Source organism: Veillonella parvula, from assembly GCF_018366295.1.
Taxonomy (GTDB): domain Bacteria; phylum Bacillota; class Negativicutes; order Veillonellales; family Veillonellaceae; genus Veillonella; species Veillonella parvula_P.
Genome location: NZ_JAGZIJ010000007.1, coordinates 101,438 through 115,537, shown reverse-complemented (window position 1 = coordinate 115,537; position 14,100 = coordinate 101,438). Strand labels below are relative to the sequence as shown.

15 protein-coding genes are annotated in these 14,100 nt (G+C 38.5%); 11 read left to right on the top strand and 4 right to left on the bottom strand.

The window, feature by feature from the left end; genetic code table 11:
- The first annotated feature begins 10 nt into the window (after nucleotides 1-10).
- Together KHY58_RS07480 and KHY58_RS07475 are read left to right on the top strand one after the other, a co-directional pair.
- Nucleotides 11-310 (top strand): HU family DNA-binding protein, encoded by a 300-nt coding sequence (locus tag KHY58_RS07480; RefSeq protein WP_004696710.1) that lies wholly within the window; start codon nucleotides 11-13, stop codon nucleotides 308-310.
- An 82-nt stretch (nucleotides 311-392) separates the two neighbouring features.
- Nucleotides 393-1,547: an MGDG synthase family glycosyltransferase gene (locus tag KHY58_RS07475; protein WP_101928796.1), complete on the top strand. Its 1,155-nt coding sequence runs from the start codon at nucleotides 393-395 to the stop codon at nucleotides 1,545-1,547.
- A gap of 43 nt (nucleotides 1,548-1,590) precedes the next feature.
- Here the strand turns inward: KHY58_RS07475 and KHY58_RS07470 are convergent, their stop codons facing one another.
- On the bottom strand, nucleotides 1,591-1,911 hold the full coding sequence (locus tag KHY58_RS07470) for a hypothetical protein (protein ID WP_008714437.1): 321 nt from the start codon (nucleotides 1,909-1,911) through the stop codon (nucleotides 1,591-1,593).
- A 112-nt stretch (nucleotides 1,912-2,023) separates the two neighbouring features.
- Between KHY58_RS07470 and KHY58_RS07465 the strand changes: the two genes are divergently transcribed.
- The 5 genes from KHY58_RS07465 to KHY58_RS07445 all read left to right on the top strand — a co-directional run bounded on the left by KHY58_RS07465 (nucleotide 2,024) and on the right by KHY58_RS07445 (nucleotide 8,138).
- On the top strand, nucleotides 2,024-4,039 hold the full coding sequence (locus tag KHY58_RS07465; protein WP_101928797.1) for an ABC-F family ATP-binding cassette domain-containing protein: 2,016 nt from the start codon (nucleotides 2,024-2,026) through the stop codon (nucleotides 4,037-4,039).
- Between the two features lie 132 nt (nucleotides 4,040-4,171).
- Complete coding sequence (locus KHY58_RS07460) at nucleotides 4,172-5,641, top strand: [FeFe] hydrogenase, group A (RefSeq protein ID WP_101928798.1); 1,470 nt, start codon at nucleotides 4,172-4,174, stop codon at nucleotides 5,639-5,641.
- A gap of 273 nt (nucleotides 5,642-5,914) precedes the next feature.
- Complete coding sequence (locus tag KHY58_RS07455) at nucleotides 5,915-6,544, top strand: DUF47 domain-containing protein (protein ID WP_004697557.1); 630 nt, start codon at nucleotides 5,915-5,917, stop codon at nucleotides 6,542-6,544.
- A complete protein-coding gene (locus tag KHY58_RS07450) occupies nucleotides 6,537-7,535 on the top strand; it encodes an inorganic phosphate transporter (RefSeq protein ID WP_008601598.1) in 999 nt (332 codons plus the stop codon). The genes KHY58_RS07455 and KHY58_RS07450 overlap by 8 nt, the downstream gene beginning before the upstream one ends.
- A 429-nt stretch (nucleotides 7,536-7,964) precedes the next feature.
- The gene (locus KHY58_RS07445; RefSeq protein ID WP_004697552.1) at nucleotides 7,965-8,138 is read left to right on the top strand and encodes a hypothetical protein; all 174 of its coding nucleotides are present in this window, start codon (nucleotides 7,965-7,967) and stop codon (nucleotides 8,136-8,138) included.
- Between the two features lie 232 nt (nucleotides 8,139-8,370).
- On the opposite strand, the gene KHY58_RS07440 is transcribed toward KHY58_RS07445, so the two are convergent.
- From KHY58_RS07440 to KHY58_RS07430, 3 genes are read right to left on the bottom strand one after another with little or no spacing between them, the layout of a single operon-like run.
- A complete protein-coding gene (locus tag KHY58_RS07440; protein ID WP_120055524.1) occupies nucleotides 8,371-9,375 on the bottom strand; it encodes an ABC transporter substrate-binding protein in 1,005 nt (334 codons plus the stop codon).
- A 21-nt stretch (nucleotides 9,376-9,396) separates the two neighbouring features.
- Nucleotides 9,397-10,143 (bottom strand): ABC transporter ATP-binding protein, encoded by a 747-nt coding sequence (locus KHY58_RS07435; RefSeq protein WP_278472760.1) that lies wholly within the window; start codon nucleotides 10,141-10,143, stop codon nucleotides 9,397-9,399.
- A gap of 26 nt (nucleotides 10,144-10,169) precedes the next feature.
- The gene (locus KHY58_RS07430; protein WP_278472758.1) at nucleotides 10,170-11,177 is read right to left on the bottom strand and encodes a FecCD family ABC transporter permease; all 1,008 of its coding nucleotides are present in this window, start codon (nucleotides 11,175-11,177) and stop codon (nucleotides 10,170-10,172) included.
- A 260-nt stretch (nucleotides 11,178-11,437) separates the two neighbouring features.
- On the opposite strand from KHY58_RS07430, the gene KHY58_RS07425 reads away from it, so the two are divergent.
- Genes KHY58_RS07425 through KHY58_RS07410 form a run of 4 tightly spaced genes read left to right on the top strand, consistent with a single transcriptional unit; the run spans nucleotide 11,438 to nucleotide 13,982 of the window.
- A complete protein-coding gene (locus tag KHY58_RS07425; protein ID WP_021148434.1) occupies nucleotides 11,438-11,893 on the top strand; it encodes a PTS sugar transporter subunit IIA in 456 nt (151 codons plus the stop codon).
- Nucleotides 11,894-11,914: 21 nt separating this feature from the next.
- On the top strand, nucleotides 11,915-12,190 hold the full coding sequence (locus KHY58_RS07420) for a PTS sugar transporter subunit IIB (protein WP_004696686.1): 276 nt from the start codon (nucleotides 11,915-11,917) through the stop codon (nucleotides 12,188-12,190).
- Nucleotides 12,191-12,219: 29 nt separating this feature from the next.
- On the top strand, nucleotides 12,220-13,587 hold the full coding sequence (locus tag KHY58_RS07415) for a PTS ascorbate transporter subunit IIC (RefSeq protein WP_278472756.1): 1,368 nt from the start codon (nucleotides 12,220-12,222) through the stop codon (nucleotides 13,585-13,587).
- Entirely contained in the window at nucleotides 13,587-13,982 is a 396-nt protein-coding gene (locus tag KHY58_RS07410; RefSeq protein ID WP_278468314.1) for a YbaN family protein, read from the top strand. The genes KHY58_RS07415 and KHY58_RS07410 overlap by 1 nt, the downstream gene beginning before the upstream one ends.
- The last annotated feature ends 118 nt before the right edge of the window (nucleotides 13,983-14,100 follow it).

Genomic DNA, 14,100 nt, shown 5'->3' with positions numbered 1-14,100 from the left:
AGGTTCTGTCATGAACAAAACAGAATTAATCGCAAGTGTTGCACAAAAAACTGAATTAACTAAAAAAGATGCTGAAAAAGCAGTAAAAGCTGTATTTGACACAGTAGCTCAAGAATTAGCAGCTGGTGGCAAAGTACAAGTTATCGGCTTCGGTACTTTCGAAGTTCGTGAACGCGCAGCTCGTGAAGGCCGTAACCCACAAAACGGTAAAACTATCACAATTGCAGCTTCCAAATCTCCTGCATTCAAAGCTGGTAAAGGTTTGAAAGAACAAGTTAACGCTGCAAAAGCTAAAAAACGCAAAAAATAATCCATATTGGATGTGAAAGAGACCTTTCGAGGTCTCTTTTTTTTATCTATTTATGGTATAATGCACAGAGAAAGGGTGCATTATGAATAACGAAACATCAAGGAAGGTTCTCATCGTGTCCGCCTCAATCGGCACTGGACATATGCAAGCCGCAAGAGCCATAGAAGAATATTGGAAAGAAAAAGAGCCACAAGCATCAATTACTCATGTTGATTTTCTTGATACAGAAACTATGTCTGTAGAGCATTTAATTAAGGGTACCTATATAAAGATGATTGACGTATTCCCCATGCTCTATGATATGATTTATCGCGTATCGAAAGGGGAAAAACGAGGTACCATTTTGCAAACCGCATTGTCGTACCTACTTAAAAGCCGCATGCTTAAACTAGTACAACAAGAAGAGCCAGACGTAATGGTTTTTACACATCCATTTCCTTGTGGGGCGGCATCGATTTTAAAGCGCCAAGGTCATATAGATGTGCCACTAGTGGCTATTATGACAGATTTTAGTAGTCATCAGTTTTGGCTCTATCCACAGATTGATGTTTACTATGTTGCAACAGAATCTATGGTACCTGAAATGGTAGCTTCAGGTATCGATGAATCTCGTATTCATGTATCTGGCATTCCAGTGCGGCGATCTTTTTTTCGTGATGCTATTGAAGAGTATAGCTTAGAGGAACCTGTGAAAGTTCTTGTTATGGGTGGTGGCCTGGGTCTAGGCTCTCTTGAGACGGCTTTAAAACATCTAGATGAAGTAAATGGTATTGGTGAAATTACCGTTGTAGCCGGACAAAATACGTCTCTTTACGAATCGTTAGTTGTCCTTAGTGAATCTATGAAGACGAAGACCACCGTATATGGTTATACTACCAATATTTCTGAGCTCATGAAATCATCGTCTTTGCTCGTTACAAAACCTGGTGCATTGACCTGTATGGAGGCTGTTACAATCGGATTGCCAATGGTATTCTTTAATGCTATCCCAGGGCAGGAAGAGGCAAATGCGGAACTGTTAGAGCAACGGGGGTGTGCTCGTTGGGCTCGCGATATTCACAACTTAGAAGATGTGGTAACTGCACTGTTAATTAATTCTCCGCGACTTCAACAAATGTCTGAGCGTGCTCGCGAATGGCATGTGGATGGGGCTGCTGATATCGTAAATAGTCTCATTGAAATTTTAGATGCTAGTGCACAAGATGAGCTTGTGAAAGCTCAAGAGGCAATTAGCTAACCAATATAGAAAAAGCGATGACCTAAAGGGCCATCGCTTTTTTCTATTGATACTGTTCAATATGTTCTTTTCGAAGTTTTTGTAATGTGACTAAGAAAGCATCCGTACTTTCTGCACCATCCAATAAATCTTTTAATTGGTAAGAGTCATCAAGGGTAACACTCCATTGGAAGGAGTCGTTATCGTCGTACACATTGAATACGACTGGTGTCTCTAAGTCCTCTGGCATATAGCCGTCATCATCGGACACAGTTGCATACGTGCCATCCTCTAAGAGCTCAGTAAATAATGTGTCATACCCATCAATGTCGATAAGTTCAAAGTTGATACTTTCATAAAAGTCTAAAACCATATCCGTCGCCATGTGGACCTCCTCATGAATATATATGTTACGTTTATTCTACTGAGGGCGCCTGTTACTGTCAATGGTAATGTGTAGTATAATAAATAACAGAATTACAAAATAGGAGCGGAATATGAACGTTATTAGTTTACAGAACATAGAGAAATCATATGGCACAAGGCTGTTGTTTAAAGAGGTGAGTATGACTTTTACCACGGAAAAACGATTAGGTCTTGTGGGCATCAATGGAACGGGTAAGTCTACATTTCTAAAAATATTAGCAGGACAAATGGAAGCTGATAAAGGCACCATTGAGCGTAATGGTAAGGCTAGCATTTATTACTTAGCGCAGACACCTGATTTTGATGCGGAAGCTACTTTGCTTGAGGCCGTTCTTGATGGAAATCATCCTCGGTTGCAAATGGTAAAAGCTTTTGAACGTATTAGTCGTGAGTATCGCCAAATGCAAGAGTCTGGTAAAGACGATGCTAAAATATCTCGCAACTATATGAATGCATTGGAGCAAATGGATCAACAAGACGGGTGGCAGGTAGAGCAAGAGGCGCGCATTATTTTATCTAAATTGGGCTTTCCTGATGTGGAGCAAAAGGTAGCTATGTTATCAGGAGGGCAAAAGCGTCGTCTTGCATTGGGGCAAGCATTGCTATATCCATGTGATCTTTTATTACTAGATGAGCCGACTAACCATTTGGATGAAGATAGTATTGATTGGCTAGAGTCGTATTTGAGTGTACGTCAAGGAGGATTATTAATCAGTACCCATGATAGATATTTCCTCGATTCCGTATGTAATGGTATTTTAGAGCTATCAAATCGTCATATGTATCAATACGATGGCAATTATGAAGAATTTATTGCCTTGAAAGCTGATCGAGAGGCTCGTGAAGCTGCTACGGAAGAAAAACGACGTCAATTTTTAAAACGAGAAATCGAATGGGTACGTCGTGGTGCTCTGGCTAGAACTACAAAACAAAAGGCTCGTCTTGACCGTTACGAAAAATTAAAGAATATGGAGAAAACCCGCCGGCCGGATCAAATGGATCCTATTGCGCTGAAGACACGTTTAGGAAAAACCATCTTTGATATTGAGCATTTAGAGTTTTATTTTGATGAACGTCCTATGATTAAGGACTTTACCTATCACGTGGTACGCCATGATCGTATCGGTATAGTAGGACCCAATGGTGTTGGTAAATCTACCTTTATGAATATCCTTGATGGCACCTACGAAGCGACGAGAGGCACTATCGGTAAAGGTGAGACCGTTCGCATTGCTCATTTTAAACAAGAGCTACCTGAATTTGATGAAGATATGCGCGTTCTCGATTATATTCGTGAGGACCACTCTTATATGGTACTCGGTGATGGGTCTACATTGAGCGCAGGACAAATCCTTGAGCGATTCCTTTTTACCCCAGAATTACATGGTGTACCGATTCGAAAACTCTCTGGCGGGGAACGTCGTCGTTTATACCTCTTAAAATTGTTGATGAGCGCCCCTAACGTATTATTGCTGGACGAACCGACGAATGATCTTGATATTCCAACATTGGAGGTATTAGAGGATTTCCTTGACTCCTTTAGTGGCGTCATCATCACCGTTTGCCATGATCGGTACTTCCTAGACCGCGTAGTGGATAAACTGTTTGTCTTTACAGGCGATGGGCATATTGAAATCGTTCATGGCTCGTATTCTGACTACAAAGATGCTCTTGATGAAAGTAGTGGCAGCAAGCGCCCATTCTATATGCCAAATGATAATATACCGGCTAATTCCAAAGCGGTACGAGCTGTAAAAGGTGGAGAGGCTGATAGCGATGACTCTGTTGATAATCAATCTAATAGGGTAGATACCCTTGGAAATGATAATGTTGTAGCTAGTGATGAAACAGATACTTTCAAAGAAATACCAAAGAAGGGTCTCAATAAAGCAGAAGAAGCGGAGTATGCCAAAATTATGGATGAATTGCCTAAGCTAGAACATTTAGTGAAGGGCCTCGATGTTATGATAAGCCAAGTGGCTACTGATTATGAAAAAATGCAGTCACTGATGGAGGAACGAGAAGAAACACAGACTCAAATAGATGCGCTCACTGAACGGTGGATGGAATTAGAGGAACGCCTATAACTCCTTTTATCATGCTATTTTTTAATATCTGTTATGCAAAGGAATTACGTGTAAGTTTATTGATAAAACTCACAATGTATAGTATAATTTCTACGATTAACGATAACAACGTTACCTAAGTAGGAGGAACTCATGAGTAAGTACCAATTTTTAGACCGTCGCGTGCCAATTGAAGACGGAAATATTGCATTAGTACAAGATTTAACCAAATGTAAAAATTGCTCCTTATGTCGTAAAGCTTGTGCTGTAGACATGGGTGTATTTGATTATTATGATTTAACAACAAATGGGGATCATCCAATTTGTATTCATTGTGGTCAATGTGCATCTATTTGCCCATTCGATTCTATTAATGAACGCTCTGAAATTGATGAAGTAAAAGCAGCTATTGCTGACCCTAATAAAATCGTCATCTTCCAAACTGCGCCTGCCGTACGTGTTGGCTTAGGCGAGGAATTTGGTCTTGATGCTGGTACATTTGTAGAAGGCAAAATGGTGGCTGCTCTTCGTAAATTGGGTGGCGATTATATTCTTGATACAAACTTTGGTGCGGACATGACTATCATGGAAGAAGCATCTGAGTTATTAGAACGCGTTATTAATAGCGATGCAGTATTGCCTCAATTCACATCTTGTTGTCCTGCTTGGGTTAAGTTTGCGGAAACATTCTATCCAGAATTCTTGCCAAACTTATCTACGGCTAAGAGCCCGATTGCTATGCAAGCGCCTACACAAAAAACATATTTTGCTGAAAAAATGGGCCTTGATGCAAAACAAATCGTTGCCGTTGCAGTAACACCATGTACAGCTAAGAAATTTGAAATTCGTCGTGATGAAATGAATTCCTCTGCGGAATACTGGGATACACCAGAAATGCGCGATACAGACTACTGTATTACTACACGGGAACTTGCAAAATGGTTGCGCGCAGAAGAAATCAACTTTGATGATCTTGAAGATTCTGCATTCGATCCATTGATGGGTGAAGCTTCTGGTGGTGGTATCATTTTCGGTAACACTGGTGGCGTTATGGAAGCGGCTATGCGTGCGGCTTACAAAATGGCGACAGGTGAAGATGCACCTCAAACATTGATTCCATTCGAAGCTATTCGCGGCATGGACGGTGCTCGCGAAGCAGACGTAGTGATTGGCGATAAAACATTACACGTAGCGGCAGTTCATGGTACAGGTAATTTGCGTAAGTTCATCGAACGCATGCGTGCAGAAAATATCCATTATGACTTCATTGAAGTAATGGCTTGTCGTGGTGGCTGTATCGGTGGTGGTGGTCAACCACGCGTTAAATTACCGATGGCTGACAAAGCTCGTGAAGCTCGCATTGCATCCTTGTATACTCGCGATGCAGAAGTAACTGTAAAAGCTGCTTGTGATAATCCAGATATCCAAAAATTGTATGCTGAGTTCTTTGATGGCAAACCAATGAGCCACAAAGCACATCATATGTTACATACTACCTTTGTAAATCGTTCTGAAGATTTAGGCCCTAACGGCGCTTGTACGCCTGCTACATGCCCTACATCCGTACCTAATTTGAAAAAGGCGGCAGAGGCGGCTAAAGCGGCGGCGGAAGCTAATAGCTAAGAGTTGATGGTTATTAGTTAATAAAAAGCACAAAGATAGCTAAGAAATATATAGCAGATAGTTGATATGTTAGTCAGCTATCTGCTTTTTTATCTATTTTATATAGTGGAAATATGGTCAATAAAAGTTTTCACAGATGTAGATTCTATATATGCCATATACGCATAGGGGTTAAAATATAGAGATTGGTAAATTGGTTTAGGAATTATCTGTAGTATGCTATAATTAAATTGTTATTATAGAAGCAATCAATACTGGTTCGGGAGGATCTTCATGGCTTTTAAATTAAAAGGAAAAGAAGAAAAATTTTTCAGTATTTTGGAAAAGCATGCTGCACTAACTTATGAAAGTGCGGAAATGATGGAACGCGTGTTTAAGGGGGATATCTCTAAGGAAGAGGCATTTCTTGAAATTGATACAAAGGAAAAAGCTGCCGATGAATTAGTAAATGAAACTGTAGAGCGTTTGCGCAAAACATTTATCACTCCAATGGATCGTGAGGATATTCAGCTTTTGATTGACCAACTGGATACTACATTGGATAATATCAAAGAAATCATGGATAAAATGGTTATGTATCACGTTGGCAAACCAAGTGATGGTGCTATTCGCATGAGTGAAATTGTTGTTAAATGCGTTAAGCATATCAACAAATCCATTGGTTATATGGGTAGTCTTAAAAAGGATCATGTGAAGGTAGAGGGGCGTGTTCACCAAGTATTGAAACTTGAGTCTGAAGCGGATAATATTTATCATGAAGAAATGGCTAAGCTCTTTACAGAGTGTACAGATCCAATTGAAATTATCAAATGGAAGGAAATCCTTAGCGCTATGGAAGATGTAATCGATGGCTGCGAAGATTTGGTTGGTACATTCCGCCGGGTAGTATTGAAGTATGCTTGATGCTCATTATTTAGTATGGCTAGTTGTATTTTTAGCATTAGCCTTTGACTATATCAATGGCTTTCATGATACGGCGAATGCCATTGCCACATCCGTTTCTACACGAGCTATTGAGCCTAAAAAGGCAATTATGATGACCGCTGCTCTCAATTTTTTGGGTGCAATGGTTAGTACCGGTGTTGCAAAGACTATCGGTGGTGATATAGTAATGTCGCCATCTCTTATCGATAGTGGTATTATTTCTGCAGCTCTTATCGGTGCCATTACATGGAATCTTTTAACTTGGTATTGGGGGATCCCAAGTTCCTCATCCCATGCTTTGATTGGTGGTATCATCGGTGCTGTGGGTTGGTCTGTAGGATTTGACGCATTGAATGAGGCGGGGATTTTAAAAATCTTTTTGTCTCTTATTTTATCTCCGATTGTAGCCATGATTGGTGGCTATATTGTGATGAAAGTATTGTTGCTTATTTTCGGTAGATTTTCTCCAATTGCTTTAAATGATCGATTTAGATCCATGCAAATTGTATCAGCAATTATGATGGCATTTTCTCATGGCTCTAATGATGCACAAAAAGCGATGGGGATAATCACATTAACCTTACTTAGCGGTGGTTTCATCGATACATTAGATGTACCGATTTGGGTAAAACTTTGTTGTGCTACTGCAATGGCTATGGGTACTGCTGTAGGCGGTTGGAAAATTATCTCTACAATGGGTACCAAGATTTTCAAACTAGAAACTATTAATGGGTTCGCTGCTGATTTAAACTCGGCGATTACTATTTTTACAGCTACATTCTTACATTTGCCTGTAAGTACTACACATGTAGTAAGTGGTTCTTTACTAGGTGTAGGCTCTTCTAAACGTATTAAAGCCGTTAACTGGGGGGTAGCAAGATCTATGGTTATGGCTTGGTTTGTAACGATTCCATTATCTGGCATCGTTGCCGCTATTGCTTATGAAGTAGGTCACTTACTATTTGGCTAATTCATATACTTTTTATTATAGTAAAAAAGACTGCAAACGCAGTCTTTTTTGTTTATCAAAATATTCTTGCTATATTGTCATATTTATAAATAATTTGCTTTTCTATTTTAAAATTCTATTTACTATATGTGTACGTGATAGTATCTAAATAGTCTAAAAATATAGAAATAAACTGGTTTTTAAATACTATATTCTATAAAAGAGATTTATCTATATTTGGCAACATTAATGTTACAATTCAAGTTGAATAGGGAAAAATACTTATAAATATGTGTTTTGTTGATTATGCATTTTACTAATAAATGAAGTTTATTACTAATTTATAGGCTGTTAAGAGGTTGTTTAAAGTGAATGGCTATTGCATACTTATGTATACGAGGTTATACTATCGGTAGAAGGAGTTTTTCAAGTGAAAAGTGAGGTATGTATATGGCATGGGGTGGATCTAGACGCGGTGCCGGGCGCCCACGTAATCCTATTAAACGTATTGGTAGAACCTTTCGACTTAGTGATGAAGAGTTTCTTTCGCTAAAGCCATTGATCATGGCTATTAAGGCAAATAATGATAAACGATATAGGCAACAATATAGTCGAGAAGTATAAATAATCAGGCATTGTCACAGCATATACAATTTAATACATTTTAAATCTATTTTACAATAATTCATTATTTCTAAATCTTTCAACTACAACACATCTTTACTCTCTAAACAATATGCTGTGTGCAATACAAGTAGTACGAAAAGGTCCCAATTCATTTGAATTGGGACCTTCTTCGTTATATATAATATACAAAACATATTACATATATTACTCTATATCTTGTTATATTAGATTAGTCTACTTTGATGCCGTGAATTTCTTCAGCTAAACGTTTTAAAGCATCAACTGTACGTACCCCAGGTGTGATTTCGGAAAGTTTTACACGAATGAAGTGACCTTCTTTTACGGCTGTGATGTCTTGAAGTTGAGGATTAGCCTTGATCTTTTCAATTTTTTGTTGGAAATCATCATCGTTGCGAATAGAATTACCATAGTCGGCGATAATAATGTAGTCAGGGTTTTGTGCAATTACTGTTTCCCAAGAACCTTTAGCCCATGTTTTATCAACGCCTAAGCCGCTCATTACATTATCAGCACCTATAAGTTTTAAGATGTTAGTAGTATAACCCTCGAATGCTGTGAATGGTTGACCGTCTTCAGAGTCATAAATGAAAACGCGTTTACGAGGTAAGTCTTTTAGTTTATCCTGGATAGCTGCCAATGTTTTACGTTGACCTGCAACCCATTCTTCAGCTTTAGGTTTTACGCCGAAAATCTCACCCAATTTAATCATGTCGCTGAAGTTCGTTTCGAGGTCAGCTTTAGTAGATAACATGGATTCAGGGATCCAAATATTAACCTTTTGGGAAATCATTTTATCTGCAGGTATAGCTCGTTTGCTGAAAGAATCAGGCCATCCCGTAGCGAAGTCAGGCTTTACGGACATGAATACTTCATAGGAAGGCCATTTATCAGATAATACTTTTACTTTGTCGTAAGCCGCTTGTAAAGGTGGGTAGATTTCTTCTTCTTTGAAAGCGGTCCCAGCCATTTTGTCTTCAAGGCCTAATTGTAACATCATTTCCGTTGTTGCTTGGGACATGGACACTGCATGAGTTGGGGCGGATTTTACGGCAAAGTCTGTTTTTGTACCATCAAATGTTTCACTCCATGTTACAGAGGTCCCGTTATCAGCTGTAGTTTTTGTAGTATCAGAACCACAACCAGCAATAGCGAATGTAGCACATGTCATTGCGATTAATAATAATTTTTTTGACTTTCTTAAATTCTGAAACATAGTAAGTCCTTTCTTTACTAATTAATAATATAAATGATAGCGCCCTTCATCCCAAGAGGTTTTGAAAGGAACTTCAAAAATTGGTTCAAGAATTTCAGGTGTGAGCACCTCGGTAGGGGAACCTTCTTTTAGGATAGTTCCGTTATTCATGATGACTATATGATCGCAATATTGAGCCGCTAGATTCAAGTCGTGAAGGACTACAATCGTAGTGCCTTTAAAAGCCCGTAATTGTTTCATTAGTGCCACTTTATACTTCATATCTAAATGATTAGTAGGTTCATCTAAAAGAAGTATTTGAGGTTTCTGGGTTAAGGCTTTAGCAATGAATACGCGTTGCTTCTCACCACCTGATAAATGATGAATTTCTTCATTTGATAAATGGGTGATGCCTACTTCATTCATATAATGCTCTGCAATTTTAACATCCTCAGAACTATAGGTGCCAAAGTGTTGTTTGTATGGATACCGTCCCATGAGAACGATATCTTTTACGAGAAAATCATCGATCATAGCGTCTCTAGATTGTGTTAAGACTGCTACCAATTGAGCAAATTCGCGACCTTTATAAGACTCTAAAGGTTTTTCGTTTAATGTGATTTTGTTTTTTGATGGATGAAGTCGATATAGATGGCTAAGTAGCGTAGACTTACCACATCCATTTGGTCCAATTATGGCTGTTATTTTATTGGTAGGAAATGTTACAGAAATATTCTTTAACACTTCTTTGGTTTCATAAGAAAAAGACAGCTGATTAATTTGATACATAGTATCTCCTATAGATATGATATACACTAACCATTGTGTTTATAACGATTCATGATAATCCAAATGAAGAGTGGAGCCCCCAATAAAGATGTAAGCACACCAATAGGGATTTCTTCTGGACTGTAGAGTGCTCTCGATAATACGTCTGACCAGATCATAACGATGCTACCTATGAGTGCACTAAATAGTAATGTATGTTTATGTTTAGGTCCGCCTATAATCCGAGCAAGGTGAGGGATGATAAGGCCGATAAAGCCAACTACACCAACCTTTGATACTAGAGTGGCGATTACAATAGAGGATATGATAACGATGCTTAATTGTAACTGCTTAACGGAAAGCCCCATTTGTGCTGCTTCATGATTACCGAGTAGTAACACATCAAGGTCTTGATTGAACATATAGATATATAGCATAAATAAGGTTATGATGATTGCTGTTAATGGTAAATCACTCCATTGTATGCCTGCAAAGCTGCCAAGTAGCCAGAACATAGCACTTCGCACTTGAGCTTCGTGTTTGGCTCCGTAAATAATCATCATCGTTAAGGCTGAGAATACACCAGTCATACCCATACCTATGAGGATAAGTTTTACGGGGCTGTTGCTTTTACCAACACATAAGAGTACTAATATAATTGAAAGTGCTGCGCCTAGGGCCGCAAAAATAGGCGTATTGTACTGGCCTAAGAATGGAAGCCCACCCATGATAATAGCGAAAACGGCACCTGTGCTTGCGCCAGAAGAAACACCTAATACATAGGGATCTGCGAGGGCATTGCGCGTGACAGTTTGCATTAATAGACCTACAAGTGATAGACCTATACCTGTTAGAACAGAGTAAATAAGTCGTGGTAAGCGGATATCTGTAATAATCGTATCAGTCATAGATGCTGTAGTATTTGCATCAATTATAGATATAAGAGCTGAAATAATTTGGTCTAGAGAAATGAATTTAGCGCCAAACTGTAAAGCTGTTACTAATGAAATACAGAGGATTACACATAGTACAAATATTTTTACCGAAGTCTGCATAAAATCTCCTTATTCTATTTTTATTTAGGTAGTCTAAGTCTTATCTAAGTATAGAAAAATTTCAATATATATACAATATTAATACCTGTATAGGTATTATAAGTATTATAAGTATGAGGATTCATTAAATTATAAATAGCTAAATCTTATGTTAGCTTTATTCATTTTTATAAGTTCATTGTTATTTTGATATATGAAAAATTTATTAGAATAGCTATAATAGAATTGTATGTACAGAAGTACGTTTAGGAGGTGTTAGTTTGATACAAGATTTATTATCTGAGGATAATGTATCCTTTCATTATCCCGCTGAGACGTGGGAGGATGTTATTCGTCATGGTGGTCAACTGATGGTTGATGCGGGCTTTACGGAGCCATCTTATACAGAGGCTATGGTTGAAGTAGTTCGTGAAATGGGTCCATATATCGTATTGGCTCCAGGTCTTGCTATGCCACATGCTCGCCCAGAACATGGTGCAAAGCGTGTAGGGACAGCTTTAGTGACATTGGAAAAACCATTGAATTTTGGCAGTCCTGATAATGACCCTGTATCTGTCGCATTATTTTTATGTGCTCCCAACAAAGATGAGCATATTCAATTGTTAACAGATATTGCCACTTTATTTGAGGATGAAGAATTCTTAGATGCGGCTGTTGACTTTGAAAGTATCGATGATGTTCAAGCATTCCTGGCAGAGCATTTAGACGAGCAATAATACGTTTAGAAGGAGGCAAGTATGATTTCTGTATTAACTGTATGTGGTAATGGTATTGGTTCTAGCTTGATGTTAAAAATGAAAATTGAAGAAATTTGTGCTGAAAATGGTATCGATGCACAAGTTGAATCTATCGATTTTAACGCGGCTCAAGGTCGTAAGGCAGACCTCATTGTAACTGTGAAAGAGTTGGCTGAACAATTTGACGATAAAAATGTTGCTATTGTTCGTAGCTATATTAATAAAAAGAAGATTACAGAAGATGTTCTTGAAGCATTAAAACAAGCTGCTCAATAATATGTAACAATTATATAGGAGGTAGTGCCATGGAAATGGTATTAGAGTTCTTGCGTGATGTGCTGTCTCAACCGGCACTTTTGATTGGTATTATGTCATGTATAGGCTTGATCGCCTTGAAACGTCCGTTTCATAAAATAATGACGGGTACATTAAAACCTATTCTCGGGTATTTAATGTTAGCTGCAGGTGCGGGTGTTATCGTTAGCAATCTTGACCCATTGGGAAAAATGATTGAACATGGATTCCATATTACTGGTGTAGTGCCAAATAATGAAGCTATCGTAGCTGTTGCACAAAAGGTACTTGGCGTTGAAACAATGTCTATTCTTGTTGTAGGCTTATTGATGAACTTATGTATTGCACGTTTCACCAAGTTTAAATATGTGTTCTTAACAGGTCATCACAGCTTATTTATGGCATGCCTTATGTCTGCCGTACTTGGTACAGCCGGTTTATCCGGTATGGAACTCATACTTGTAGGTGGTTTCTTAATGGGGGCTTGGTCTGCCATTTCTCCAGCTATTGGTCAAAGTTATACATCCAAAGTGACAGATGGTGATGAAATTGCCATTGGTCATTTTGGTAGTTTAGGCTACTATTTATCGGCTTGGGTTGCTAAATATGTTGGTAAAGCTGAAGATAGTACAGAAGATATTGAAATACCAGAAAAATGGGGCTTTTTACGGGACTCAACATTATCTACCGCATTGACTATGATTGTATTCTACTTAATTGCGGCTTTTGCGGCTGGTTCCGAGTTTGTAGCCACTTTATCCGGAGATATGAGCCCATATTTATATGCTGTTATAAGTGCTATGAACTTTGCTGTTGGTGTAACAATCGTATACTCTGGTGTGCGTATGATCTTAGGTGATTTAATTCCTGCATTCCAAGGCATTGCTACAAAAATTATCCCTAATGCAATTCCAGCTGTAGATTGTGCCGTATTCTTCACCTATGCTCCAACTGCGGTGGTATTAGGTTTCCTTAGCTCCTTTATAGGTGGTATTATCGGTATGCTTATCCTTGGTGCTGTAGGTGGCGTATTAATCATTCCTGGTCTTGTGCCACACTTCTTCTGTGGTGCCACTGCAGGTATTTATGGCAATGCTACTGGTGGCCGTCGTGGTGCAGCAGTAGGCGCTTTCCTAAATGGTTTGGCTATTACATTCTTGCCAGCTTTGGCGCTTCCTGTTCTTGGTCAATTAGGCTTCCAAAATACAACCTTTGGTGATGCGGACTTTGCCGTAATGGGTCTAGTATTAGGTAATGCTTATGAATGGGTAGGTATGGCAGGTATTTATGGCATTGTAGCTATTGCCGCTTTAGTACTCATTGTTCCTAACTTTATTAAAACAAAGGGTAAAGTTATTAACTACGTAGAAGAGGATTAATGAAAATAACTGAGCAACATCGTAATGTAGTTGTTCGATATGTATTCCTGACTATTGGGGCCATAAGTTTTGCCCTTGGTACAGCAGGTATCGTACTACCACTATTGCCAACAGTTCCTTTTTATATGCTAACGTTATTTTGTTTGGCTCGTGGATCTGAACGACTCCATAAAATGTTTTTGGCGTCTAGTTTATATCAAAAGACTGTTGCTGCTTATGAACGCGATAAAGCGTTGACATTGCGGGCAAAGTTGTCCATTCTCGTATCCGTTAGTGCCATAATGACAATTGGTGCCTATTTTAGTCAAGATATGCCTATTGCTCTAATGGTTATGGGCATTATATGGGTAGCTCATGTCATAGCATTAGCTTTTATTATTAAAACAAAAAAATAGAAACTTATATCCTTAGTTTTGAATATAGCCTCATGAATTAAGTTCTTGTAGTTTAATTTATGAGGCTTATTTTATAGCACACTAACTATATCTTAATGATGATATTAATTATTCTATA

Bases quoted from the DNA above. Each gene is read 5' to 3' on its own strand.
- KHY58_RS07415 (WP_278472756.1), top strand. From the start codon at position 12,220: ATGGAAATGGTATTAGAGTTCTTGCGTGATGTGCTGTCTCAACCGGCA.
- KHY58_RS07455 (WP_004697557.1), top strand. From the start codon at position 5,915: ATGGCTTTTAAATTAAAAGGAAAAGAAGAAAAATTTTTCAGTATTTTG.
- KHY58_RS07410 (WP_278468314.1), top strand. From the start codon at position 13,587: ATGAAAATAACTGAGCAACATCGTAATGTAGTTGTTCGATATGTATTC.
- KHY58_RS07445 (WP_004697552.1), top strand. From the start codon at position 7,965: ATGGCATGGGGTGGATCTAGACGCGGTGCCGGGCGCCCACGTAATCCT.
- KHY58_RS07420 (WP_004696686.1), top strand. From the start codon at position 11,915: ATGATTTCTGTATTAACTGTATGTGGTAATGGTATTGGTTCTAGCTTG.
- KHY58_RS07430 (WP_278472758.1), bottom strand. From the start codon at position 11,177: ATGCAGACTTCGGTAAAAATATTTGTACTATGTGTAATCCTCTGTATT.
- KHY58_RS07480 (WP_004696710.1), top strand. From the start codon at position 11: ATGAACAAAACAGAATTAATCGCAAGTGTTGCACAAAAAACTGAATTA.
- KHY58_RS07470 (WP_008714437.1), bottom strand. From the start codon at position 1,911: ATGGCGACGGATATGGTTTTAGACTTTTATGAAAGTATCAACTTTGAA.
- KHY58_RS07435 (WP_278472760.1), bottom strand. From the start codon at position 10,143: ATGTATCAAATTAATCAGCTGTCTTTTTCTTATGAAACCAAAGAAGTG.
- KHY58_RS07460 (WP_101928798.1), top strand. From the start codon at position 4,172: ATGAGTAAGTACCAATTTTTAGACCGTCGCGTGCCAATTGAAGACGGA.
- KHY58_RS07450 (WP_008601598.1), top strand. From the start codon at position 6,537: ATGCTTGATGCTCATTATTTAGTATGGCTAGTTGTATTTTTAGCATTA.
- KHY58_RS07475 (WP_101928796.1), top strand. From the start codon at position 393: ATGAATAACGAAACATCAAGGAAGGTTCTCATCGTGTCCGCCTCAATC.
- KHY58_RS07465 (WP_101928797.1), top strand. From the start codon at position 2,024: ATGAACGTTATTAGTTTACAGAACATAGAGAAATCATATGGCACAAGG.
- KHY58_RS07440 (WP_120055524.1), bottom strand. From the start codon at position 9,375: ATGTTTCAGAATTTAAGAAAGTCAAAAAAATTATTATTAATCGCAATG.